20 protein-coding genes are annotated in these 23,199 nt (G+C 63.4%); 9 read left to right on the top strand and 11 right to left on the bottom strand.

Annotation, left to right across the window (positions count from 1 at the left end; translation table 11 throughout):
* Positions 1-65: 65 nt before the first annotated feature.
* From mdtD to yccS, 4 genes are all read left to right on the top strand, one after another.
* The gene (gene mdtD / locus HU764_RS23545; protein WP_099455526.1) at positions 66-1,493 is read left to right on the top strand and encodes a multidrug transporter subunit MdtD; all 1,428 of its coding nucleotides are present in this window, start codon (positions 66-68) and stop codon (positions 1,491-1,493) included.
* Between the two features lie 112 nt (positions 1,494-1,605).
* Positions 1,606-2,943: an ATP-dependent RNA helicase DbpA gene (dbpA, locus tag HU764_RS23550; protein WP_238348789.1), complete on the top strand. Its 1,338-nt coding sequence runs from the start codon at positions 1,606-1,608 to the stop codon at positions 2,941-2,943.
* 136 nt (positions 2,944-3,079) lie between these two features.
* Complete coding sequence (locus HU764_RS23555; protein ID WP_099455527.1) at positions 3,080-4,261, top strand: BaiN/RdsA family NAD(P)/FAD-dependent oxidoreductase; 1,182 nt, start codon at positions 3,080-3,082, stop codon at positions 4,259-4,261.
* Between the two features lie 82 nt (positions 4,262-4,343).
* Positions 4,344-6,527, top strand: coding sequence for a YccS family putative transporter (gene yccS, locus HU764_RS23560; RefSeq protein WP_099455528.1), 2,184 nt, complete (start codon positions 4,344-4,346; stop codon positions 6,525-6,527).
* Positions 6,528-6,641: 114 nt separating this feature from the next.
* Here yccS and HU764_RS23565 read toward each other — a convergent pair whose 3' ends face one another.
* Positions 6,642-7,379, bottom strand: coding sequence for a substrate-binding periplasmic protein (locus tag HU764_RS23565; protein ID WP_085272282.1), 738 nt, complete (start codon positions 7,377-7,379; stop codon positions 6,642-6,644).
* Between the two features lie 220 nt (positions 7,380-7,599).
* Here HU764_RS23565 and HU764_RS23570 point away from each other — a divergent pair, with 220 nt between their 5' ends.
* Entirely contained in the window at positions 7,600-8,052 is a 453-nt protein-coding gene (locus HU764_RS23570; protein ID WP_186677292.1) for a GNAT family N-acetyltransferase, read from the top strand.
* 176 nt (positions 8,053-8,228) lie between these two features.
* Here the strand turns inward: HU764_RS23570 and HU764_RS23575 are convergent, their stop codons facing one another.
* The 9 genes from HU764_RS23575 to tkt form a co-directional block, all read right to left on the bottom strand.
* Positions 8,229-8,525 carry a winged helix-turn-helix domain-containing protein gene (locus tag HU764_RS23575; protein ID WP_186702417.1) on the bottom strand — a complete coding sequence of 99 codons (297 nt, stop codon included), beginning with the start codon at positions 8,523-8,525 and terminating at the stop codon, positions 8,229-8,231.
* A 12-nt stretch (positions 8,526-8,537) separates the two neighbouring features.
* A complete protein-coding gene (locus HU764_RS23580; protein ID WP_186677289.1) occupies positions 8,538-9,038 on the bottom strand; it encodes a M48 metallopeptidase family protein in 501 nt (166 codons plus the stop codon).
* 39 nt (positions 9,039-9,077) lie between these two features.
* Positions 9,078-11,207, bottom strand: a complete 2,130-nt coding sequence (locus HU764_RS23585) for a putative bifunctional diguanylate cyclase/phosphodiesterase (RefSeq protein ID WP_186702418.1) — start codon at positions 11,205-11,207, stop codon at positions 9,078-9,080.
* 208 nt (positions 11,208-11,415) lie between these two features.
* Entirely contained in the window at positions 11,416-12,480 is a 1,065-nt protein-coding gene (gene fba / locus HU764_RS23590; RefSeq protein WP_008093958.1) for a class II fructose-bisphosphate aldolase, read from the bottom strand.
* Between the two features lie 100 nt (positions 12,481-12,580).
* A complete protein-coding gene (locus HU764_RS23595) occupies positions 12,581-12,910 on the bottom strand; it encodes an MliC family protein (protein WP_027592466.1) in 330 nt (109 codons plus the stop codon).
* 178 nt (positions 12,911-13,088) lie between these two features.
* Positions 13,089-13,340: a hypothetical protein gene (locus HU764_RS23600; protein ID WP_099430618.1), complete on the bottom strand. Its 252-nt coding sequence runs from the start codon at positions 13,338-13,340 to the stop codon at positions 13,089-13,091.
* The gene (locus HU764_RS23605; RefSeq protein WP_027592464.1) at positions 13,340-14,503 is read right to left on the bottom strand and encodes a phosphoglycerate kinase; all 1,164 of its coding nucleotides are present in this window, start codon (positions 14,501-14,503) and stop codon (positions 13,340-13,342) included. The genes HU764_RS23600 and HU764_RS23605 overlap by 1 nt, the downstream gene beginning before the upstream one ends.
* 12 nt (positions 14,504-14,515) lie before the next feature.
* Positions 14,516-15,577, bottom strand: a complete 1,062-nt coding sequence (gene epd, locus HU764_RS23610) for an erythrose-4-phosphate dehydrogenase (protein WP_186677283.1) — start codon at positions 15,575-15,577, stop codon at positions 14,516-14,518.
* Between the two features lie 152 nt (positions 15,578-15,729).
* The gene (gene tkt / locus HU764_RS23615) at positions 15,730-17,727 is read right to left on the bottom strand and encodes a transketolase (RefSeq protein WP_186702419.1); all 1,998 of its coding nucleotides are present in this window, start codon (positions 17,725-17,727) and stop codon (positions 15,730-15,732) included.
* 225 nt (positions 17,728-17,952) lie between these two features.
* Between tkt and HU764_RS23620 the strand changes: the two genes are divergently transcribed.
* From HU764_RS23620 to HU764_RS23635, 4 genes are all read left to right on the top strand, one after another.
* Complete coding sequence (locus tag HU764_RS23620; protein WP_027592461.1) at positions 17,953-18,945, top strand: ArsR/SmtB family transcription factor; 993 nt, start codon at positions 17,953-17,955, stop codon at positions 18,943-18,945.
* Between the two features lie 19 nt (positions 18,946-18,964).
* Positions 18,965-20,155 carry a methionine adenosyltransferase gene (gene metK, locus HU764_RS23625; protein WP_027592460.1) on the top strand — a complete coding sequence of 397 codons (1,191 nt, stop codon included), beginning with the start codon at positions 18,965-18,967 and terminating at the stop codon, positions 20,153-20,155.
* Between the two features lie 144 nt (positions 20,156-20,299).
* Positions 20,300-22,000 (top strand): NAD-dependent DNA ligase LigB, encoded by a 1,701-nt coding sequence (ligB, locus tag HU764_RS23630; protein ID WP_186702420.1) that lies wholly within the window; start codon positions 20,300-20,302, stop codon positions 21,998-22,000.
* Between the two features lie 131 nt (positions 22,001-22,131).
* Positions 22,132-22,524, top strand: a complete 393-nt coding sequence (locus HU764_RS23635; RefSeq protein WP_027592459.1) for a DUF1090 domain-containing protein — start codon at positions 22,132-22,134, stop codon at positions 22,522-22,524.
* Between the two features lie 122 nt (positions 22,525-22,646).
* Here the strand turns inward: HU764_RS23635 and HU764_RS23640 are convergent, their stop codons facing one another.
* Complete coding sequence (locus HU764_RS23640; protein WP_027592458.1) at positions 22,647-23,093, bottom strand: c-type cytochrome; 447 nt, start codon at positions 23,091-23,093, stop codon at positions 22,647-22,649.
* Positions 23,094-23,199: the final 106 nt, after the last annotated feature.

Raw genomic sequence — 23,199 nt, forward strand, 5'->3', positions numbered from 1 at the left:
CAGTGGAGATCCTATGGGAGCGGGCTTGCCCCGCGAAGAGGCCGGCACAGACAAAAGAGGACGTCATGCCTGATCGTGCACCGCTGGACCCCGTCACCGCCCGCTGGATCCCCTGGGTCGTGGCCATCGCTTTCTTCATGCAGTCCCTGGACGGCACCATTCTCAACACCGCGCTGCCGGCCATGGCGCGCTCGCTGGAAGAGGACCCGCTGCGCATGCAAGGCGTGATCATCGCCTACATGCTCACCGTAGCCTTGCTGATCCCCGCCTCCGGCTGGCTCGCCGACCGCTTCGGTACCAAGCACATCTTCTTCAGCGCGATCCTGTTGTTCAGCTTCGGCTCACTGCTATGCGCCGCCGCCGACAGCCTCGGTTTTCTGATCATGGCCCGAGTCGTTCAAGGCCTGGGCGGCGCATTAATGCTGCCGGTCGGCCGGCTGGTGGTACTGCGCGCCTACCCCCGCACCGAGCTGGTGCGGATCATGAGCTTCATCACCATCCCCGGCCTGCTCGGCCCCCTGCTCGGCCCAACGGTCGGTGGCTGGCTGGTGGAAATCCTCAGCTGGCACTGGATCTTCCTGCTCAACCTGCCGGTCGGTGCCATCGGCTGTTATGCCGTGTGGAAGTTCATCCCTGACCTGCGCGGCGCAGAGCGCACCAGCTTCGATGGCCCGGGCTTCCTCTTGTTCGGCGCGGCGATGGTGCTGATCACCATCGCCATGGAAGGCTTGGGCGAGTTGCACTTGCCGCACTTGCGGGTGATGTTGCTGCTGTTCGCTGGCATGGCCTGCCTGGCCGCCTACTGGCTGCGGGCCGGGCGCGATCCCGAGCCGCTGTTCTCGCCCAGCCTGTTCCGCGTGCGCACCTTTGCCATCGGCATCCTCGGCAACCTGTTCGCGCGCCTGGGCAGCGGCGCCCTGCCCTTCCTCGTGCCCTTGCTGCTGCAGGTGGCACTGGGCTATTCGCCAGCCCAGGCAGGCATGAGCATGATTCCGCTGGCTGCAGCGGCGATGCTGGCCAAGTCCATCGCCCGGCCGCTGATCGAGCGCTTCGGCTACCGCATCATCCTCACCGGCAATACCCTGCTGCTGGGCCTGCTGCTGGCCAGCCTCGGCCTGGTCGACGAGCAGACGCCCTACGCCGTGCTGCTGATACAACTGGGCCTGCTCGGCGCCGTGAACTCCATGCAGTTCACGGCCATGAACACGGTGACCCTGATCGACCTCGACGATGCCAGCGCCAGCAGCGGCAACAGCCTGCTGTCGGTGGTCGCGCAACTGGCGCTGAGCCTGGGTGTGGCCTGCGCGGGTGCATTGCTGGGCGGCTTCACGGCGGCCGGCAGCGCCGAGGGGGTGGAAAGCACCTTGGGCGCCTTCCAGCTGACCTTCGTGACCATCGGCATCATGGCCATGCTGGCCGCAGCCATCTTCCTGCAACTGGCGCCGACAGACGGAAGGCGTGCCCGTCGTCCGGAACAACACATGGAGTCGTAGGGCGAATGGCCATGAGGCTGGTAGACTGTGCGGCATTTTTCGCTTCGCCACACAGGCCCGCCTCGTGACCACCGAATCCACCGCCTTTGCCACCCTGCCGCTGTCCGCCGCCATGCTGGCCAACCTGGACGCCCTCGGCTATGCCTCGATGACGCCGATCCAGGCCCAGAGCCTGCCGGTCATCCTCAAGGGCCAGGACCTGATCGCCCAGGCCAAGACCGGCAGCGGCAAGACCGCTGCGTTCGGCATCGGCCTGCTGAACCCGATCAACCCGCGCTATTTCGGTTGCCAGGCGCTGGTCCTGTGCCCGACCCGCGAGCTCGCCGACCAGGTCGCCAAAGAGTTGCGCCGGCTGGCGCGCGCCGAAGACAACATCAAGATCCTGACCCTCTGCGGCGGCGTTTCGCTCGGCCCGCAGATCGCGTCGCTGGAGCACGGTGCGCACATCATCGTCGGCACCCCGGGGCGCATCCAGCAGCACCTGGATAAAGGCACCCTGGTACTCGACGGGCTCAACACGCTGATCCTCGACGAAGCCGACCGCATGCTCGACATGGGCTTTTTCGACGCCATCGCCAGCATCATCGGCAAGACTCCGGCCCGCCGCCAGACCCTGCTGTTCTCGGCCACCTACCCGTCCGGCATCAAGCAGCTTGCCGCAGACTTCATGCGCAACCCGCAGCAGGTCAAGGTCGAAAGCCTGCACACCGACAACCAGATCGAACAGCGCTTCATCGAAATCGACGCGCAACAGCGCCTCGAAGCGGTGACCCGCGTGCTCGGCCACTATCGCCCGCAATCGTGCGTGGCGTTCTGCTTCACCAAGCAGCAGTGCGAAGACGTGGTCGCCCACCTCACGGCCAAAGGCATCGTCGCCCAGGCCCTGCACGGTGACCTCGAACAGCGCGACCGCGACCAAGTGCTGGCCATGTTCGCCAACCGCAGCAGCTCGGTGCTGGTGGCGACCGACGTGGCCGCGCGCGGCCTGGACATCGACGGCCTGGACATGGTGCTCAACGTCGAGCTGGCGCGTGACGCCGAGATCCACGTGCACCGTGTCGGCCGTACCGGCCGTGCCGGCGAGAAGGGCGTTGCGGTCAGCCTGGTGGCCCCGGCCGAAGGCCACCGCGCCCAGGCCATCGAAGCGCTGCAGAAGAGCCCGCTGCGCTGGGACCAGCTGGACAGCCTGAAAAATAAAGGCGGCGAGCCGCTGCTGCCGGTGATGAGCACCTTGTGCATCGCTGCCGGGCGCAAGGACAAACTGCGCCCGGGTGACATCCTCGGCGCATTGACCGGCGATGCCGGCATCCCGGGCAAGCAGGTGGGCAAGATCGCCATCTTCGATTTCCAGGCCTTCGTGGCAGTGGAACGGGCACTGGCCAAGCAGGCGATGCAGCGCCTGAACAGCGGCAAGATCAAAGGCCGGGCCCTGAAAGTCCGCATCATTTAAAAAACTTTTGGGGCCGCTTTGCGGCCCTTTCGCGACACAAGGTCGCTCCTACACGGGTTACGCGATCCCCTGTAGGAGCGGCCTTGTGTCGCGAAAGGGCTGCAAGGCAGCCCCAGCAATCTTCAAGAGGTAACCCGTGCACACCACCGACGTGATCATCCTCGGCGCCGGCGCCGCCGGCCTGATGTGCGCCCAGCTCAGCGCCCGCCGTGGCCGCCGGGTACTGCTGCTGGACCACGCCAACAAGCCAGGCAAGAAAATCCTCATGTCCGGCGGCGGGCGCTGCAACTTCACCAACATGTACACCGAGCCTGCCAACTTCCTTTCGCACAACGCGCACTTCTGCAAGTCGGCGCTGGCCCGCTACACCCAGTGGGACTTCATCGAGCTGGTGGCCAAGCATGGCGTGCCGTATCACGAGAAGAAGCTCGGGCAGCTGTTCTGCGACAACAAGGCCAGCGACATCCTCAACATGCTCCTGGCCGAGTGCGACGAGGCCGGTGCCGAGTTGCGCATGGACACCAGCATCTCGCACATCGAGAAAACCGAAAACGGCTACCTGCTGCAAACCAGTGCCGGGCAGTTCGCCTGCCAGTCGCTGGTGATCGCCACCGGCGGCCTGTCGATCCCGACCCTGGGTGCTACCGGTTTCGGCTACCAGGTGGCGCGCCAGTTCGGCCACACCCTGCTGCCGACCCGCGCCGGGCTGGTGCCCTTCACCATCACCGAGCCCCAACTCAAGGCACTGTGCACTGAACTGTCGGGCACCTCGCTGGACTGCACGGCCAGCTGCAACGGCACCAGCTTCCGCGAGAACCTGCTGTTTACCCACCGCGGCCTGAGCGGCCCGGCGATTCTGCAGATCTCCTCGTTCTGGGAGGCCGGCGACACGGTGGAGATCAACCTGCTGCCGGACCGCGATGCACTGACCTGGCTGCAACAGCAGCAGGCTGAGCGCGCCAACGCAGAACTGAAGACGGTGCTTGGCGAGGTGTTCACCCGCAAGCTGGCCAACCTGTTGGCCGAGCAGTGGTTCGAATCGAAGCCGATGAAGCAGTACACCCCGGCAGAACTGGCCCAGATCGCCGAAAAACTGGCAGCCTGGCAAGTGGTACCGGCTGGCACCGAGGGCTATCGCACCGCCGAAGTGACGCTGGGCGGCGTGGACACCCGCGAGGTGTCGTCCAAGACCATGGAGTCGCTCAAAGCCCCGGGGCTGTACTTCATTGGCGAGGTGCTGGATGTCACCGGCCACCTGGGCGGTTTCAATTTCCAGTGGGCATGGGCATCGGCTAACGCTGCGGCGCAGTTCGTGTAGAGTAGAATCCATTCAGCAGCACGGAACGCTTCTTGCTGGTCCGTGCGGCACTGTATTCATTCGATCACAGCCCAAGGCCATCATGTCATCGAGCTCGTTCCGTCAGTCACTGCGTCGCCTGTGGGGCCAAGACAAGTTCAGCTACAGCATCAGGGTTACGGTCGCCCTCACCGGCAGCATGGCCTTGTGTTGGTACCAGGATGAAATGGCCCTGCTGATCCCCTTGTTCCTGGGCATCATCGCCAGTGCCCTGGCCGAAACCGACGACAGCTGGCAAGGCCGGCTCAGCGCGCTGGCGGTAACCCTGGTGTGTTTTGCCATCGCCGCGCTGTCAGTCGAGTTACTGTTCCCCTACCCCTGGATCTTCGCCGGCGCCCTGGCCCTGGCGGCCTTCGGCCTGACCATGCTCGGTGCACTGGGCGAGCGCTATGGTGCGATCGCTTCAGCCACGCTGATTTTATCGGTGTACACCATGATCGGCGTGGACCAACGCGGCGGCCAGGTGAATGACTTCTGGCACGAGCCAATGCTGCTGGTGGCGGGCGCAGCCTGGTACGGCCTGCTGTCGGTGCTGTGGCAAGCGTTGTTCTCCAATCAGCCGGTGCAGCAAAGCCTGGCCAAACTGTTTTTCGAGCTGGGGCGCTACCTCAAGCTGAAGGCCAACCTGTTTGAACCCATCCGCAACCTCGACCTGGAGGCCCGCCGCCTGGAGTTGGCCCAGCAGAACGGCAAGGTGGTCGCGGCGCTCAACGCTGCCAAGGAAATCATCCTGCACCGGGTCGGCAACAGCCAGCCAAATTCCAAGGTCAGCCGTTACCTGAAACTGTACTTTCTGGCCCAGGATATTCACGAGCGCGTCAGCGCCTCGCATTACCCGTACAACGCCCTGGCCGAAGCGTTCTTCCACAGCGACGTGATGTTCCGCTGCCAGCGCCTGCTGCGCCATCAAGGCTCCGCCTGCCAAGACCTGGCACGCTCGATCCGCTTGCGCCAGCCGTTCGTGCTCGACAGCCGGTTTGCCGACACCCTGGAAGACCTCAACGCCTCTCTGGAGCACTTGCGCAACCAGAACAACCCGGCCTGGCGTAGCCTGCTGCGGTCGTTGCGGGCACTGGCCGCCAACCTTGCCACCCTCGACCGCCTGCTGGGCGCCGCCAGCAACCCGGACAGCCTGGCCGATGCCAGTGACAGCAGCCTGCTCGACCGTTCGCCACGCTCGCTGAAGGATGTGTTGAGCCGCCTGCGCACCCAGCTCACGCCGACCTCGCTGCTGTTCCGCCACGCTCTGCGCTTGTCGCTGGCACTGTCGATCGGCTACGGCATGGTGCATTTGATTCACCCGACCCAGGGCTACTGGATCATCCTCACCACGCTGTTCGTCTGCCAGCCCAACTACGGCGCGACCCGGCGCAAGCTGGTGCAGCGGGTGTTCGGCACGGCCATCGGTTTGACGGTTGGCTGGGCCCTGTTCGACCTGTTCCCCAGCCCGATCATCCAGTCGATGTTCGCTGTGGTCGCCGGGGTGGTGTTCTTCGTCAACCGCACCACCCGGTACACCTTGGCAACCGCAGCGATCACCTTGATGGTGCTGTTCTGCTTCAACCAGATCGGCGACGGCTACGGCCTGTTCCTGCCGCGCCTGTTCGATACCCTGGTGGGCAGCCTGATCGCCATTCTGGCGGTGTTCCTGTTCCTGCCCGACTGGCAAGGCCGGCGCTTGAACAAGGCGCTGGCCAACACCTTGGCCTGCGCCAGCGTGTACCTGCGCCAGATCATGCAGCAGTATGCCCACGGCAAACGCGACGACCTCGCCTACCGCCTGGCCCGCCGCAATGCCCACAACGCCGATGCGGCGCTGTCGACCACGCTGGCCAACATGCTCATGGAACCGGGGCACTTCCGCAAGGAAGCGGACGTTGGCTTCCGTTTCCTGGTGTTGTCGCACACGCTGCTCAGCTACCTCTCCGGGCTTGGCGCGCACCGCGACACCGCCTTGCCGGCGGAGGTGCAAGAGCTGTTGATCGAGGGCGCGGGGCAAAGCCTGGCCAACAGCCTGGATGAAATCGCCAATGGCCTGGCGGCGCGGCTACCGGTGGCGATCCACAGTGATGCCGAAGAAGCGCTGGCCAACGACCTGGAGCAGATGCCAGAAGAGCTGGATGAGCACCAGCGGTTGGTGCAGACCCAGCTGGCACTGATTTGCAGGCAGTTGGGGCCATTGCGCACGCTGGCAGCGCACCTGGTCAAGGAAAGCGCGCCGGCCTAAATGCTATGTGGCCTGTGGCGGCCTCTTCGCGGGTAAACCCGCTCCCACAGGAAATGGGTATCGCTTGTGTGGGAGCGGGTTTACCCGCGAAGAGGCCAGCACGGGCATTAGAGGTCAAAAGCCATGCTGGCGTAACAAGCGCGCATAACTGCCATCAGCTTTCATCGCCGCAATCGCCTGTTCGAACCGTTCGACAATCTGCTGGTGTTGCGGGTGTTTCAGGCTGACCAGAATATGCAGGCTGTTCTGCGCCAGTGGCGGGTCGATCAGTTCCACACCATCACGCACCGCCTGCGGTTCGCGCTGCAGGTTGTAACGGGCCACGTATTCATCTTCTACCGCCAGGTTCACCCGGCCTGCCGCCAACATGCGCACGGCTGACGAGAAATTGCGCACAGGCACTTTGTGCAAGCGGGTGTCGCCGTCGAAATCGGGCGAGTAGGCATAGTCACGCACCACGGCAATGCTGTAGGGGTACAAATCGGCAGCATGCTGATAGTCAAACGCCTCACCCTTGCGCTTGAGCAAGCGGATGCGGTTAGTCAGGTAGGCGTCGGAAAACTGGCCGATGCGCGCACGCGCGTCGTTGCGCCAGGCATTGATCAACACGTCGTAACGCCCTTCGCCGACGCCCATCAAGGCCCGTGCCCAGGGCACTTCTTCGAACGCACTGGTGTATCCGGCCCGGGCCAGCGCCGTGGTGACGATGCTGGTCGCCAAACCGCCGCCGGGCATGCTGGTGTCGGTAAACGGTGGCCAGTTGTCCGCCACAAGCCGCAGCTTGCCGTAACCCTGGGCGGGCGAGGCCAGCATCACTGCCAGCAACCCCAGAACACAAAGCAGTGGCCGCATGCTCAAGTCCTTTCGCAATGGAGGGCACACACTGTGTAGGCGGTCTGCACCACAACTGCCGCTGAGCGTACACAAAGCTGCGGCCGAAGGCAGCGGACAATAGTGTCATTTTGCCTCTATTTTGGCCGAAGGCTGCATGACACCGCCTGCAGCAATCAGCCACTCGTCGGTAGCCTTGGGATTTGCGATGATCGACGGATCATTCAAGGAGTTCCTGCCCATGTCCATTGACTGGCTTTGCAAGCACCACACTGATCTCGGCAAGGAGCAGCTCTATGCCATCCTGCAGTTGCGCACTGAAGTGTTCGTGGTCGAACAACGCTGCAGCTACCAGGAAGTCGATGGCCAGGACCTGACCGGCGACACCCTGCACCTGATGGCCTGGCAAGACGACAAGCTGGTGGCTTACCTGCGCCTGCTCGACCCGCAATCCCAAGGGGGCGATGTGGTCATCGGCCGCGTGGTCACGTCACCTGCGGCGCGCGGGCTCAAGCTGGGGCATGCGTTGCTGCTCAAAGGGCTGGAGGCGGCCGAGCATTGCTGGCCGGGTACGCCGGTGTACCTGTCGGCGCAGGCGCATCTGCAAGGTTTTTATGCAGGGCATGGGTTTGAAGCGGTGGGTGAGGAATACCTTGAGGATGACATTCCGCATATTGGTATGCGTAAAGGCTGAGAAGGCCCGGGGCGCTGTGGGAGCGGGCTTGCCCCGCGAACACCGGCGAAGCCGGTGCCATGCACCGCGTACCCCCATTCGCGGGACAAGCCCGCTCCCACAATGACCATTGGTCTCTGCGCGGCAGCGCAACGCCAAGAAGCTGGGCAATCTCCACAGGACGACTTTAGAGCAGGTCAGGGATACCGCAACACTTCGCGGATCTGGCGCAAATGCCGAATGATCCACTGCTTGTCGATCGCGCCCCAGTCATGAATGCGATAATGCCCGGCATGATTGCGCGCGCCTTCCTGCTGCTCGAACTCACAGACGATGTCCAGGTCGGCCAGGGCGGCGATGGTGTCCTGGGCCGTGCGGCGTGGCATGCCGGTGGCCTCCATCAGCGCCGGCACGCTGGTCGCGGTCTGGCTGTCGATCAGCCAGGCCACGTACAGGCGGCGGTAGAAGCTGCTCTTGGTCTTGCTCACTTCCATGCTGCATGGTCCTTAACAGTTGCCCGGCAGCTCCCGATAGGTCAGGTAGACGCGCAGGTCGAATTCAAGTTGATGGTAGTCCGGCTCCATGTGCTGACAGAGCTGGTAAAACGCCTTGTTATGGTCGCGCTCACGCAGGTGCGCCAACTCGTGCACCACGATCATGCGCAAAAACTGCGGCGCGGCCTCCTTGAACAAAGCGGCGATGCGGATTTCCTTCTTCGCCTTGAGATTGCCACCCTGCACCCGGGATACCGCCGTGTTCAGCCCCAACGCTCGGTGGGTCAGGTCCAGGCGGTTGTCGAACAGCACCTTGTCCAGGTTGGGCGCACTGCGCAGGTACTGCTGCCGCAACGCCTGGGCATAACCGTACAGCGCCTTGTCGCTCTGCACGTCATGGCGGTCGGGGTAACGACGCTGCAGGTACTCGCCCAGGCGGTCGCTGTCGATCATCTGCCGCACCTGCTCTTGCAGGTGCGGCGGGTAGGCTTGCAGGTAACGTAATACGGTCATGGCAGTGCATTCGGCGTGACGAAGGGCGATTCTAGCCAATCATGGCCGAGGCCAGGAGAAAATCGCCGGGAAGCCGCTGGCATCCGCTGCGGTCATGGGGTGCGCCACCAGAAAACCCTGCACGTAGGCGCAACCGTTTGCCTTCAGCCACGCAGCCTGGGCCGGGGTTTCCACACCTTCGGCGATCACTGTGATGCGGTAGTCGGCGCACAGGCTCACCACGCTACGCACCAGCGCGGCGTCCAGGGCTGAGTCCGGCAGGCGTGCCACCAGGTGGCGGTCCAACTTCAGGGTATCGATCGGTAAATCCCGCAGCATGCGCAACGAGCAGTCACCTGCGCCAAAATCATCCAGCGCCACCCGCACGCCCAGCTCACGCAGGCGGTGTATCTGCTTCACCGCCGCGTCGATGTTGTACATCAGCGACGTCTCCGCGACCTCGACTTCAAGCTGCGCGGGGTCAAGTTGATAGTCCAGGATCACCCGCTGCAGCTCCTCGACCAGGCCCGGCATGACGAACTGGGCACGGCTCAGGCTGATACCCAGCACCAGGTCGCGAGGGAAAAGATCGCACCAGGCCTGGCGCTGCGCTGCCCCCTGACGGTAGATCCAGCTGGCCAGGCGGTTGATCAGCCGGGCCTCTTCCAGCAGGGGGATGAACAGCCCCGGCGGCACATCGCCAACGCTGGGGTGCTGCCAGCGCAACAACGCCTCGAAACCGCGCAAGTGGCCATCGGCGAAGCCCACCTGGGGTTGATACACCAGGCTAAAGTCCTGCTGTTCGATCGCTGCCCGTACACCGTCTTCAAGCATTAACCGTGAACGTGCGCGGCCATTGAGCTCGTGGTCATAGAAGCGGTATTGCTGGCGGCCAGCCTGCTTGGCCGCGTACATCGCCGCATCGGCTGCGCGCAGCAGGCCCTCGACGGTGGCGCCGCAGTCGGGGTACGTGGCAATGCCGATGCTGACCCCAAGACACACATCCAGCCCTTCCACCTGCTGGCTGATGGCGATGCGCTCAAGCAAGCGCTCGGCGTAACGCCCGGCCTGCTCGGGGTAAGGCAAGCTATCGAACAACGCCGTGAACTCATCACCGCCCATCCGTGCCAGCAGTGCTTCGCTGCCCAGGCAGTCCTTGATTTGCTCGGCGACCCAGCGCAGCACGCGATCACCCGCTTCATGGCCCAACGAGTCGTTGATCCGCTTGAAGCCATCCAGGTCCATGTACATCAGCGCCTGCGCCTTGTCCGAGCGCTCGTTGCGCAGCAGCACGCCCTCGGCGGCCTGGTAGAAACCGCGGCGGTTGAGCAGGCCGGTCAGCGGGTCGGTTACCGCTTGGTACTCGAGCTGTTGGTGGAGGTTGCGCACCACCGACATGTCCAGCACCGTCACCACCATCGCCTGCTGATCGGCCGGCAAGGGGGCACACGACAGCGCGACCGGTACCAACTCGCCACCCAGGGTGCGTAACTGGGCATCGTGCACGCGGAAGATCTGCCGCCCCAAGTAGGCCTGGTAGAAATCCGACTCGCTCCACAGGTTGGCGTTGGCCATTTGCACCAGGTCAAGCAACTGGGCGCCCTGCAACTGCTCCACTGGCGCTGCCAGCAAGCGTGAAATGGCTGGGTTGGCGAAACTGATGGTGCCGGCGGCATTCACCACCAGAATCCCTTCGGCGGCGTTTTCCAGAATCGAAGCGTTGAACGCCCTGGCTGTTTCCAGCTCGCGGGTCAGTTGCTGCAACATGCGCCGGTTGCGTTGCTGATCGAGCAGGGCCTGGACCTTGGGCTTGAGAATCTGCGGGTCGAACGGCTTGAACATGTAGTCCACCGCGCCACTGGCGTACCCCTTCAGCACAGCGGCCTCGGACTGTTCGTTAGCGGTAAGGAAGATGATCGGGGTCAGCCGCGTGCGCTGGCTGCCGCGCATCAGCCGGGCGACTTCGAAACCGTCCATTTCCGGCATGTGTACATCCAGCAAGACCAGGTCGACGTCATGTTCGAGCAAAGCACTCAGGGCTTCCACCCCCGAACTTGCGGTCAATACTTGCCAATCCTGCCGGGCCAGCAAGGCCCGCATACTGATGAGGTTCTCGGGGTAATCATCTACCACCAGTAGAACCGAGCTGCCACCATCCCGTGGCTGTGGTTGAAGGTGAGCGCCATCCATGCTGCTTCTCTATTGTGTGACCGACTTCAAATCACGATTGGATCCGATAAGTACTCTAGACCCGGGCCTGTAACTCGCAATGCAATCAGAACGCTATCAGTGCATAAACTGTACGGTAGCCGACTAACGGTTGCTCTGCCGTGAATACGGGTTATCGCAGGCATAAAAAAACCCGCATCTCTGCGGGTTTTTCAGTACTACCAGCGAATCAATTGACCTTGGCGGCCAATTCACCTTTCAGGTAACGCTGGAACATGCCTTCCAAGGAGATCGGCTTGATCTTGGAGGCATTGCCGGCGGTGCCGAACGCTTCGTAACGGGCGATGCACACGTCACGCATGGCTTTGACGGTTTCACCGAAGAACTTGCGCGGGTCGAACTCGCTTGGGTTCTGGGCCATCAGGCGACGCATGGCACCGGTGGAGGCCAGGCGCAGGTCGGTGTCTATGTTGACCTTGCGCACGCCGTGCTTGATGCCTTCGACGATTTCTTCAACCGGTACGCCGTAGGTTTCTTTGATGTCGCCGCCGTACTGGTTGATGATCGCCAGCCACTCTTGCGGTACCGAAGAGGAACCGTGCATCACCAGGTGGGTGTTAGGGATGCGCTTGTGGATTTCCTTGATACGGTCGATCGCCAGCACGTCACCGGTCGGTGGCTTGGTGAACTTGTAGGCGCCGTGGCTGGTGCCGATGGCGATGGCCAGGGCGTCGACCTGGGTCTTCTTGACGAAGTCGGCGGCTTCTTCAGGGTCGGTCAGCATCTGGCTGTGATCCAGCACGCCTTCAGCGCCAATACCGTCTTCTTCACCGGCCATGCCGGTTTCCAGCGAACCCAGGCAGCCCAGCTCGCCTTCTACCGAAACGCCGCAGGCGTGCGCCATGGCAACGGTCTGCTGAGTAACGCGGACGTTGTACTCGTAGTCGGTTGGGGTTTTGCCGTCTTCACCCAGCGAGCCGTCCATCATGACCGAGCTGAAGCCCAGCTGGATCGAGCGCTGGCACACGTCAGGGCTGGTGCCGTGGTCCTGGTGCATGCACACCGGGATGTGCGGAAACTCTTCGATCGCGGCCAGGATCAGGTGGCGCAGGAAGGGCGCACCGGCGTATTTACGGGCACCTGCCGAAGCCTGCACGATGACCGGAGAGTCGGTCTTGTCGGCGGCTTCCATGATTGCGCGCATTTGCTCGAGGTTGTTGACGTTGAAAGCTGGAACGCCGTAACCGAACTCGGCGGCGTGGTCCAGCATCTGGCGCATGCTAATGAGTGCCATTGTGTATCTCTCTCCCGACAAGCGTCGTTTGTTTCGTGCAAGCCTGCCGCAGGGGCGGTTGCTGTTCAAGTAGTGTGGGCCACCTGGGCGGCCCGGCCAGTCACGGTGCCTTGCAGCCCCGCCCTATCAGATCGTTGGTTGCCACCCAGTACACCAGGCCTTCTTCGCCTTTGGTGTGGAAGGCCAGCACGCCATCGCTGTACATCGCGCCCGACGCGCTCGGCTCGGATTTGAGCCGGTAGACCTGGTCGCCGCCGCCAAGGCGTACGTCGACCGAATCTTGTTGTGCATCCGCGAAGCGCCACAGCACTTCAGTCTGGGTGTCACAGACCCAACGGGTCCAGTTGTCTGCCGGGGCGGGTTGCGCCGGCTGCAGCAGTGAGCATCCTGCCAGTGTCGCCAGGGCCGCGATGGCCATAAGCGCTTTCATCTCATTACTCCGCTAAGGGCTGCTTTGCAGCCCATCGCCGGCAAGCCGGCTCCCACAGGTACCGCACCCCCCTAAGGGCATGTGCAAGGCCTGTGGGGGCTGGCTTGCCGGCGATGGGCCGCACAGCGGCCCCAGTGTTGAAGACCTTCAAACCCAGCTTAGGTGCCCGAGAACCCGATCAAGGGCAACCGGGCGCCTTGTGCTGGTGGTCTTCGTCATACTTTTCCAGGCCATCCGGACCCAGGCGCTTGTTGATGACCGGTACGGTCTCAGCCTGCCACTCGGACTGGTAGCAGCCGCCCTTGGGCGACCGCGACGCGGCTTCATCCGAAGACGGGCTGCTGGAGCACGCGCTCAGCATCCCGGCCAGAATCATCACAGGCAATTGCTTGACCATCAGGTCGCTCCCTTTGCCAAGCGCCAACGTCATCAGGCCTTGGCCCGCTCTTCCAGGATTGCCACAGCCGGCAGGACCTTGCCCTCGACGAACTCGAGGAACGCGCCACCACCGGTAGAAATGTAGGAGATATCGGCGCCAACGCCATATTTGTCGATCGCCGCCAGGGTGTCACCACCGCCCGCGATGGAGAACGCGGCGCTTTCGGCGATGGCTTTGGCCAGCACTTTGGTGCCGTTGCCGAACTGGTCGAACTCGAACACGCCAACTGGGCCATTCCACAGAATGGTCTGCGACGACTTCAGCAGCTCGGCGAAGTTGGCAGCGGTTTGCGGGCCGATGTCCAGGATCATGTCGTCAGCGGCAACGTCGGCAATGGCCTTGACGGTCGCTTCGGCGCTTTCGGCGAATTCCTTGGCAACCACCACGTCGACCGGCAGCGGTACGTTGACCTTGGCAGCGATGGCCTTGGCGGTGTCGACCAGGTCAGGCTCGTACAGCGACTTGCCGACGGGGTGGCCAGCAGCCGCCAGGAAGGTGTTGGCGATGCCACCACCGACGATCAGCAGGTCGCAAACGGTGCTCAGGCTGTTCAGCACGTCGAGTTTGGTCGACACCTTGGAGCCAGCGACGATGGCCGCCATTGGCTTGGCCGGGGCTTTCAGCGCCTTGCCCAGGGCATCCAGCTCGGCGGCCAGCAGTGGGCCGGCAGCGGCGACTTTGGCGAACTTGGCCACGCCATGGGTCGAACCTTCGGCGCGGTGGGCAGTGCCGAACGCGTCCATCACGAACACGTCGCACAGGGCAGCGTATTTCTGCGCCAGCTCGTCGGCGTTCTTTTTCTCGCCCTTGTTGAAGCGCACGTTCTCGAACAGCACCAGGTCACCGGCCTTGACCTCGACACCTTCCAGGTAGTCGGCGATCAGCGGCACGTCACGGCCCAGGGCTTTGCTCAAGTAGTCGGCGACCGGCTTGAGGCTGTTCTCGGCAGAGAATTCACCTTCGGTCGGGCGGCCCAGGTGCGAGCAGACCATTACCGCCGCGCCCTTTTCCAGGGCCAGCTTGATGGTCGGCAGCGCTGCCAGGATACGCGCGTCGCTGGCTACCACACCGTCCTTCACAGGCACGTTGAGGTCTTCGCGGATCAGTACGCGTTTACCTTGCAGGTCGAGGTCGGTCATCTTCAACACGGTCATGAATGCAGTCCTTCAGGGCTGTTTGTTGCGGGTTGGTTGAACGACGTGCAGATAGTGTTCGGCAACGTCGAGCATACGGTTGGCGAACCCCCATTCGTTGTCGAACCAAGCCAGCAGGTTTACCAGGCGGGGGCCGGAAACACGGGTCTGGCTGGCATCGACGATCGCCGAATGCGGGTCGTGGTTGAAATCACAGCTGGCGTGGGGCAGCTCGGTATAGGCCAGCAATCCTTTGAGCGGGCCCTCCAGCGCTGCCTCGCGCAGCACCCGGTTGACCTCGGCGGCGCTGGTGTCGCGGGCGGTCTGCAGCGTGATGTCCAGGCATGAGACGTTGACGGTCGGCACGCGTACCGCTTTGGCCTGAATTCGCCCGGCAAGTTCCGGCAGCAGCCGCTCGATGCCGCGCGCAAGGCCCGTGGACACCGGGATCACCGACTGGAACGCAGAGCGCGTACGGCGCAGGTCTTCGTGGTGATAAGCGTCGATCACCGGCTGGTCGTTCATCGCCGAGTGGATGGTGGTGATCTGCACGTATTCGATGCCGAACGCCTGGTCCAGCACGCGCAACAGCGGCACGCCGCAGTTGGTGGTGCAAGACGCGTTGGACACCAGGCGCTCGTTGCCCGTCAGGCATGCCTGGTTGATGCCGTACACCACCGTGGCGTCCACGTCCGCCTCGCTGGCCATGGGCTGCGAGAACAGCACCCGTGGCGCGCCGGCATCAAGAAAACGCTGGCCATCGGCGCGGGTGTTGTAGGCGCCGGAGCACTCCAGCACCAGGTCGATGTCCAGGGCGGCCCAGTCGATGCCTTCCGGGGTGGCGCTGCGCATCACCTTCACGCAGTCGCCGTTAATATGCAGACAGTCGCCGTCGACCCTCACTTCCCCAGGGAAACGCCCGTGGGTGGAGTCGAAGCGTGTCAGGTACTCGAGGCTGGCCTGATCGGCCAGGTCGTTCAACGCAACAATCTCGAAACCGGCCTTCGCCCCCCGCTCGAACAACGCGCGCAGGACACAGCGGCCGATGCGGCCATAACCGTTGAGTGCAACTTTGTAGGGACGCGGGTGGGGCATAGGTGGCTCTTGAAATCCGTCGGTTGAAAGGGGCCGCCATACGGCCCATTCGCGGCACAAGGCCGCTCCCACAGGGTACTGCGGCGTATGCAGATCCTGTGGGAGCGGCCTTGTGCCGCGAACGAGGGCCAAAGGCCCTCGCTTTGCCTGTATCAGTCTTCCAGCAGCTCTTCGGCGGTGCCCAGGATATTCTCCAGGGTGAAGCCGAATTCTTCGAACAGTGCAGAGGCCGGGGCCGACTCACCGTAGGTGGTCATGCCGATGATACGGCCTTCCAGGCCGACGTACTTGTACCAGAAGTCGGCGTGGGCAGCTTCGATGGCGATGCGCGCACCCACTTCCAGTGGCAGTACAGACTGCTTGTAGCCAGCGTCCTGGGCGTCGAACACGCTGGTGCACGGCATGGAAACCACGCGGACCTTGCGGCCTTGTTCGCTCAGCTTGTCGAAGGCCTGAACCGCCAGGCCCACTTCGGAACCGGTGGCGATCAGGATCAGCTCTGGCTCGCCAGCGCAGTCCTTGAGGATGTAGCCACCGCGGCTGATGTCAGCGATCTGCTGGGCGTTACGGTCCTGATGCTGCAGGTTCTGACGCGAGAAGATCAGCGCCGATGGGCCGTCTTTGCGCTCCAGGGCGTTTTTCCAGGACACGGCCGATTCGACCGCGTCAGCTGGGCGCCAGGTGTCCAGGTTCGGCGTGCTGCGCAGGCTGGTCAGCTGCTCGATCGGCTGGTGAGTCGGGCCGTCTTCGCCCAGGCCGATGGAGTCGTGGGTGTAGACGTGGATCACGCGCTGCTTCATCAGGGCCGACATGCGCACCGCGTTGCGGGCGTATTCCATGAACATCAGGAAGGTCGCGCCGTAAGGCACCAGGCCGCCGTGCAGGGCAACGCCGTTCATGATCGCGGTCATGCCGAACTCGCGTACGCCGTAGTAGACGTAGTTGCCGCTAGCGTCATGGGCGTCGACGCCCTTGCAACCTTTCCACAGGGTCAGGTTGGAACCGGCCAGGTCAGCCGAACCGCCGAGGAACTCAGGCAGCAGCGGGCCGAAGGCGTTCAGGGCATTCTGGCTGGCCTTGCGGCTGGCAATGGTCTCGCCTTTGGCAGCGACTTCGTTGATGTAGGCCTGGGCCTTCTCGGAGAAGTCAGCCGGCAGCTCGCCGCTGTCACGGCGCTTGAACTCAGCAGCCAGCTCAGGGTACGCCTTGGCGTAGGCGTCGAAGCGCTGGTTCCACTCGGCTTCAGCTTTGGCACCGGCGGCCTTGGCGTCCCACTCGGCATAGATGTCGGCCGGGATTTCGAACGGGCCGTGGTTCCAGTTCAACTCTTTACGGGCCAGGGCGATTTCGTCGTTGCCCAGCGGTGCGCCGTGGCAGTCTTCCTTGCCCTGCTTGTTCGGCGAACCGAAACCGATGATGGTCTTGCAGCAGATCAGGGTCGGCTGATCGCTTTTGCGTGCAGTCTCGATCGCGGTCTTGATCTCGTCGGCGTCATGGCCGTCGACGTTGCGGATCACCTGCCAGTTGTAGGCTTCGAAACGCTTCGGCGTGTCGTCGGTGAACCAGCCTTCGACTTCGCCGTCGATGGAGATGCCGTTGTCGTCATAGAAGGCAATCAGCTTGCCCAGGCCCAGGGTGCCGGCCAAAGCGGCGACTTCGTGGGAGATACCTTCCATCATGCAGCCGTCGCCGAGGAACACGTAGGTGTTGTGGTCGACGATGTTGTGGCCTTCACGGTTGAACTGTGCGCCCAGGACTTTTTCCGCCAGGGCGAAGCCCACGGCGTTAGCCAGGCCTTGGCCCAGTGGGCCAGTGGTGGTCTCCACACCTGGGGTGTAGCCGTATTCCGGGTGGCCCGGGGTACGGCTGTGCAGCTGGCGGAAGGCCTTGAGGTCGTCGATCGACAGGTCATAGCCGGTCAGGTGCAGCAGCGAGTAGATCAGCATCGAGCCGTGGCCGTTGGACAGCACGAAGCGGTCACGGTCGGCGAAGCTTGGGTTGCTCGGGTTGTGCTTCAGGTAGTCACGCCAAAGCACTTCGGCGATATCCGCCATGCCCATAGGGGCACCTGGGTGGCCGCTGTTAGCCTTTTGCACGGCATCCATGCTGAGGGCACGAATGGCGTTGGCACGTTCACGACGGCTGGGCATCGCTGATCTCCTGGGGCTGAAAGGTTGTGATACGAAAAAAGGCGGCCATTTTCGCCCACTGGGGGGCTGGGGGCAAACATTTAAGCGTCAAGCGGCACGCTTTAAGCGGCAAGGTGCATGCAAGCATGGGCTGGGGCCGCTCTATCCTTGCAGCTCATCGCCAATATCAAAACTTTTTGATATTGGCCTTGCGGGTGCCACGATGCCTGTCTAGACTGCCGCCCCATGAACCTCCGTGCGCAATCGATCCCTCAGCGAAGCGACACCCTGGCCGCCCTGTGCAAAGCCAGTGGCGACGCGCTGCGCCTGAATGTTTTGCGCGCATTGGCCAGCGATTCGTTTGGCGTGCTCGAACTGGCGCAAATCTTCGACATCGGCCAGTCCGGCATGAGCCATCACCTAAAGGTGCTGGCCCAGGCCGAGCTGGTGGCGACCCGGCGCGAGGGCAACGCGATTTTCTACCGCCGCGCCCTGCCCGACAGCCTACGCCTGGGCGGGCGTCTGCACACGGCGTTGCTCGAAGAAGTCGACGACCTGACCTTGCCACCTGCAGTGCAGGCGCGCATCGCCCAGGTGCAGCAACGCCGCGCAGCCACCAGCCAGGACTTTTTCCTGCGCGTGGAAGAAAAATTCCGCGCCCAGCAAGACCTGATCGCCGGCCTGCCGCAGTACCGCGAAAGCCTGCTGGCGCTGCTCGACAAGCTGAACTTCGCGCCCACCGCCAGCGCGCTGGAAGTAGGCCCCGGCGACGGCGGCTTCCTGCCGGACCTGGCACGGCGCTTCGCCACGGTGACCGCCCTGGACAACAGCCCGACCATGCTCGAGCTGGCCCGCCAGGTCTGCCAGCGTGAGCGCCTGGACAACGTGAACCTGCAGTTGGCCGATGCACTGAATGCAACGGATGTGGCAGCCGACTGCGTTGTGCTGAACATGGTGCTGCACCATTTCAGCGACCCGGCCCTGGCCCTGCGCCAGCTGGCCAAACGGGTGAAAGCGGGCGGCAGCCTGCTGGTCACCGAACTGTGCAGCCATGACCAGGGGTGGGCGCGCGATGCCTGCGGCGACCTCTGGCTGGGCTTCGAACAGGACGACCTGGCCCGTTGGGCCAATAGTGCCGGGCTGGTCCCCGGGGACAGCCTCTATGTGGGCTTGCGCAACGGTTTCCAGATACAGGTCCGCCATTTTCAGCGGGCGACTGGCGACATACACCATCGGTAAATTTTAGGAACCCTTCGAGATGAGCGAATACTCCCTTTTCACCTCCGAGTCCGTGTCCGAAGGGCATCCGGACAAGATCGCCGACCAGATTTCGGACGCTGTCCTTGATGCCATCATCGCTCAGGACAAATACGCCCGCGTGGCCTGCGAAACCTTGGTCAAGACCGGTGTCGCCATCATCGCTGGCGAAGTGTCCACGTCCGCCTGGGTCGACCTCGAAGAACTGGTACGTAAAGTCATCATCGACATCGGCTACAACAGCTCCGACGTCGGCTTCGACGGCGCCACCTGCGCGGTGATGAACATCATCGGCAAGCAGTCCGTGGACATCGCCCAGGGCGTCGACCGCTCCAAGCCGGAAGACCAGGGCGCTGGCGACCAGGGCCTGATGTTCGGCTACGCCAGCAACGAAACCGACGTGCTGATGCCAGCACCGATCTGCTTCTCGCACCGTCTGGTCGAGCGCCAGGCCGAAGCGCGCAAGTCGCGCCTGCTGCCGTGGCTGCGCCCGGACGCCAAGTCGCAGGTCACCTGCCGTTACGAAAATGGCAAGGTAGTCGGCATCGACGCGGTGGTCCTGTCGACCCAGCACAACCCTGAGGTCTCGCAAAAAGACCTGCAGGAAGCGGTGATGGAGCTGATCGTCAAGCACACCCTGCCGGCCGAACTGCTGCACAAAGATACCCAGTACCACATCAACCCGACCGGCAACTTCATCATCGGTGGCCCGGTGGGTGACTGTGGCCTGACCGGCCGCAAGATCATCGTCGACTCCTACGGCGGCATGGCCCGCCACGGTGGTGGCGCGTTCTCCGGCAAGGACCCGTCCAAGGTCGACCGTTCCGCCGCCTACGCCGGTCGCTACGTGGCCAAGAACATCGTCGCCGCCGGCCTGGCCGAGCGTTGCGAGATCCAGGTCTCCTACGCCATTGGCGTAGCTCAGCCAACCTCCATCTCGATCAACACCTTCGGTACCGGCAAGGTCTCCGACGACAAGATCGTCCAACTGGTGCGCGAGTGCTTCGACCTGCGTCCGTACGCGATCACCAAGATGCTCGACCTGCTCCACCCGATGTACCAGGAAACCGCGGCCTACGGCCACTTCGGCCGCACCCCGCAGCAGAAGACAGTCGGCGACGACACCTTCACCACCTTCACCTGGGAACGCACCGACCGCGCCCAGTCGCTGCGTGACGCTGCCGGCCTGTAAGTTTCCTACAGCGCTGGACGAAAGCCCCTGCCGAGCAATCGGCAGGGGCTTTTTTGTGACATATCGGCTGACAACTGTTCACGGCAATCGGCACCCAGCCTGCCTAGGCTGAGGGTTCCCACCCGCCATGCAAGGATGCTGGCCATGCCGTTCATGCTGTTGTTCGCACTGCTGCTATCGCTACATACCTCGCTGGCGCACGCCAGCCCCTGCCCCGACTGGGACGCCAAACAAGCCCACGCCGAGGTAACCCACCTTCGCAGCACGATTGCCCAATGGGACGACGGCTACCATCGCCTGGGCATCACCCAGGTAGCAGATGAACTGTATGACCAGAGCCGGCAACGCCTGGAACACTGGCAGCAATGCTTCGGCCTGCAGGCGCAACCCGCGCCACTGGCCACGGCGCGCGGCCCGATTACCCACCCCGTCCCGCATACAGGCGTCGACAAGCTGGGCGACGAGCAGGCCGTCGGCCGCTGGATGGCCGGCAAGGCTGGCCTGTGGGTGCAGCCGAAGGTCGATGGGGTGGCGGTATCCTTGCTCTACCGACAGGGGCAACTCGTACAGTTGTTGAGCCGGGGTGACGGGGCCCAGGGGCACGACTGGAGCCGCCACATCCCGCACCTCGATGCCATTACCCGGCAACTGCCCCAGGCCCTTGACCTGGTGTTGCAGGGTGAGCTGTATCTGCGCCTGGACCAGCACGTGCAAGCCCAGGCGGGCAGCGCCAAGGCGCGGGGCACCGTGGCAGGGCTGCTCGCCCGCAAGCAGCTCAGCGCTGAACAAGGCGCCAGCATCGGCCTGTTCGTCTGGGATTGGCCACAGGGCCCCAGCAGCCAGGCGGAGCGCCTGTCGCAGCTGGCACAACTGGGCTTCCCCGACAGCCAGCGCTACAGCGTTGCCATCGACTCCATCGCCGATGCCGCACACTGGCGCCAGCACTGGTACCGCTCACCTCTGCCCTTCGCCACCGACGGCGTCATCCTGCGCCAGAGCAGTCGGCCTCCTGCCGAGCGTTGGCAGGTCAAGCCGCCCTACTGGCTGGCAGCCTGGAAATACCCCTACGCCCAAGCCTTGGCAGAGGTACGTGAGGTACGCTTCCGAGTCGGTCGCACGGGCAGGGTCACGCCGGTGCTGCGCCTGCACCCGGTCAAGCTGGACGACCGGCTGATCACACAGGTCAGCCTGGGCTCACTGGCACGCTGGCAGCGCCTCGACATTGCGCCGGGTGATCAGGTAGCAATCAGCCTGGCCGGCCTGACCATTCCGCGTTTCGAGCACGTGGTGCACCGCGCGGTCCAACGCCAGCCGGTTGCAGCGCCGCAACCGGGGCGCTACCACCCCCATAGCTGCTGGCACGCAGACGACGGTTGCGACGATCAGTTCATTGCGCGGCTTACGTGGCTCAGTGGCAAGCAGGGGCTGGCAATGCCGCGCACCGGGCCAGGTACGTGGCAACGCCTGGTCGGGGCTGGGTTGGTCACTTCGATGACGGATTGGCTGCAACTCGATGCTCAGCGCCTGGGCCAGGTACCGGGCATCAGCGACGCCACCGCCACGCAGCTGCTGCACGCCTTCGAAGGCGCCCGATCACAGCCCTTCTCCCGCTGGCTGCGCGCGCTTGGCGCACCCGTACCGGGTGGCATCCAGCTCGACGGTGATTGGGCGCAGCTGTCCTCGCGCACGGCCGATGAGTGGCACGCCATGCCGGGTATCGGCGCAGTGCGCGCGCGTCAGCTGGAAGCGTTTTTTACGGCCAACGAAACTCAAGCCATTGCGGCGCAGTTAAGCGAGGCCGGCGTGAACGCGTTCCAAATCAGCAACAAACCGCTCGCGCAATGATTTTTTACCAAATCCCACGCAAGGAAAGTCTGAGTTTCGGCCATAAAAAACCAACAAGGGTTTCTAAATAGGAAAAACCAAGGCAGGATTTCCCCCAACTTTTCTGCCCCGCCCCGTTCAGGAGGCTTTTCATGAAACGTATTTCGACTCTTTTCTTGCTCGCAACACTGGGCCTCGCTGCTGGCGCCGTGCAGGCTGCCGAGCCGGATGCTGGCCTGACTGGCTGCGCGGCCAAACGCAGCGCCATCGAGAACCAACTGAAGATTGCCCGCGAACACGGCAACAGTGACCAGGTTGCGGGGCTCGAGCAGGCACTGGAAGGTGCAAAAAACTGTACAGAAACCAGCCTGCGCAAAGAGCGTGAACAAAAGGTGCTCGATGCGCGCCATGAGGTCGCGCAACGCGAAAAAGACCTGAAGAAGGCCGAAAAGAAAGGCGATGCTGAAAAGATAAACAAGCGTAAAGACAAACTCGCCGAGTCGCGCAAAGAACTGCAGGAAGCGGTCGACGAACTCGACCGCTGAGGTGCAGCGTCCGTGAGCGCCTTATCGCCGGCAAGCCGGCTCCCACGGGTACTCCACTGCTCTCAAGGGCTGTGTGTTTACTGTGGGAGCTGGCTTGCCGGCGATAAGACCCTTACAGGCGATCAATGATTGCGGAATTCAGTATGGCAAGCCTTGCACGCAGCCTCGACCCTGTCCATCGGTCCCTTCAACTGCGCCGCCTCCAGCGGCTGGCCCCGGGTAGCATCGACCAATTCACCGGTCACGCCCTCCAGTTGCCGGGCAAGGTCATGGAACCGCGCCTGACGCTCCCACACCTCCGCTCGCGCGCTGCTGTCACCGCCATCGCGCGCTTGGGGGAAGTGCTGCCACGGCTGGTGCGACAGGCTGTCGAGCTTCACGGCCCCGTCGGAGAACTTCACCCCGTCGAACGGCAAACGGCCGCGCAGCATGCCACCCAGGTCCTCGCTGGTCTTGAGCATGTCCTTGAAGATCGCCTTGCGCTGGCCCAGCGGCGAGTTCGGGTCCACACGGTCACAGGCACTCAGGGCAAGGGCTGCGAGCAGAACAACGGTCAATCGCTTGAACATCACGGTCACTACGGCCTACGAAAATGGGCGGCCAGTATCGCTGGCCAAGGGCCAAAGACCAATAGCCACATAAAACACAAGGTCGAATCTTCATGTTCGCCCTGAC

Source organism: Pseudomonas kermanshahensis (assembly GCF_014269205.2).
In the GTDB taxonomy this organism is placed as follows: domain Bacteria; phylum Pseudomonadota; class Gammaproteobacteria; order Pseudomonadales; family Pseudomonadaceae; genus Aquipseudomonas; species Aquipseudomonas kermanshahensis.

Bases quoted from the DNA above. Each gene is read 5' to 3' on its own strand.
- mdtD (WP_099455526.1), top strand. From the start codon at position 66: ATGCCTGATCGTGCACCGCTGGACCCCGTCACCGCCCGCTGGATCCCC.
- dbpA (WP_238348789.1), top strand. From the start codon at position 1,606: ATGCTGGCCAACCTGGACGCCCTCGGCTATGCCTCGATGACGCCGATC.
- yccS (WP_099455528.1), top strand. From the start codon at position 4,344: ATGTCATCGAGCTCGTTCCGTCAGTCACTGCGTCGCCTGTGGGGCCAA.
- HU764_RS23565 (WP_085272282.1), bottom strand. From the start codon at position 7,379: ATGCGGCCACTGCTTTGTGTTCTGGGGTTGCTGGCAGTGATGCTGGCC.
- HU764_RS23570 (WP_186677292.1), top strand. From the start codon at position 7,600: ATGTCCATTGACTGGCTTTGCAAGCACCACACTGATCTCGGCAAGGAG.
- HU764_RS23575 (WP_186702417.1), bottom strand. From the start codon at position 8,525: ATGGAAGTGAGCAAGACCAAGAGCAGCTTCTACCGCCGCCTGTACGTG.
- HU764_RS23580 (WP_186677289.1), bottom strand. From the start codon at position 9,038: ATGACCGTATTACGTTACCTGCAAGCCTACCCGCCGCACCTGCAAGAG.
- HU764_RS23585 (WP_186702418.1), bottom strand. From the start codon at position 11,207: ATGGATGGCGCTCACCTTCAACCACAGCCACGGGATGGTGGCAGCTCG.
- fba (WP_008093958.1), bottom strand. From the start codon at position 12,480: ATGGCACTCATTAGCATGCGCCAGATGCTGGACCACGCCGCCGAGTTC.
- HU764_RS23595 (WP_027592466.1), bottom strand. From the start codon at position 12,910: ATGAAAGCGCTTATGGCCATCGCGGCCCTGGCGACACTGGCAGGATGC.
- HU764_RS23600 (WP_099430618.1), bottom strand. From the start codon at position 13,340: ATGACGTTGGCGCTTGGCAAAGGGAGCGACCTGATGGTCAAGCAATTG.
- HU764_RS23605 (WP_027592464.1), bottom strand. From the start codon at position 14,503: ATGACCGTGTTGAAGATGACCGACCTCGACCTGCAAGGTAAACGCGTA.
- epd (WP_186677283.1), bottom strand. From the start codon at position 15,577: ATGCCCCACCCGCGTCCCTACAAAGTTGCACTCAACGGTTATGGCCGC.
- tkt (WP_186702419.1), bottom strand. From the start codon at position 17,727: ATGCCCAGCCGTCGTGAACGTGCCAACGCCATTCGTGCCCTCAGCATG.
- HU764_RS23620 (WP_027592461.1), top strand. From the start codon at position 17,953: ATGAACCTCCGTGCGCAATCGATCCCTCAGCGAAGCGACACCCTGGCC.
- metK (WP_027592460.1), top strand. From the start codon at position 18,965: ATGAGCGAATACTCCCTTTTCACCTCCGAGTCCGTGTCCGAAGGGCAT.
- ligB (WP_186702420.1), top strand. From the start codon at position 20,300: ATGCCGTTCATGCTGTTGTTCGCACTGCTGCTATCGCTACATACCTCG.
- HU764_RS23635 (WP_027592459.1), top strand. From the start codon at position 22,132: ATGAAACGTATTTCGACTCTTTTCTTGCTCGCAACACTGGGCCTCGCT.
- HU764_RS23640 (WP_027592458.1), bottom strand. From the start codon at position 23,093: ATGTTCAAGCGATTGACCGTTGTTCTGCTCGCAGCCCTTGCCCTGAGT.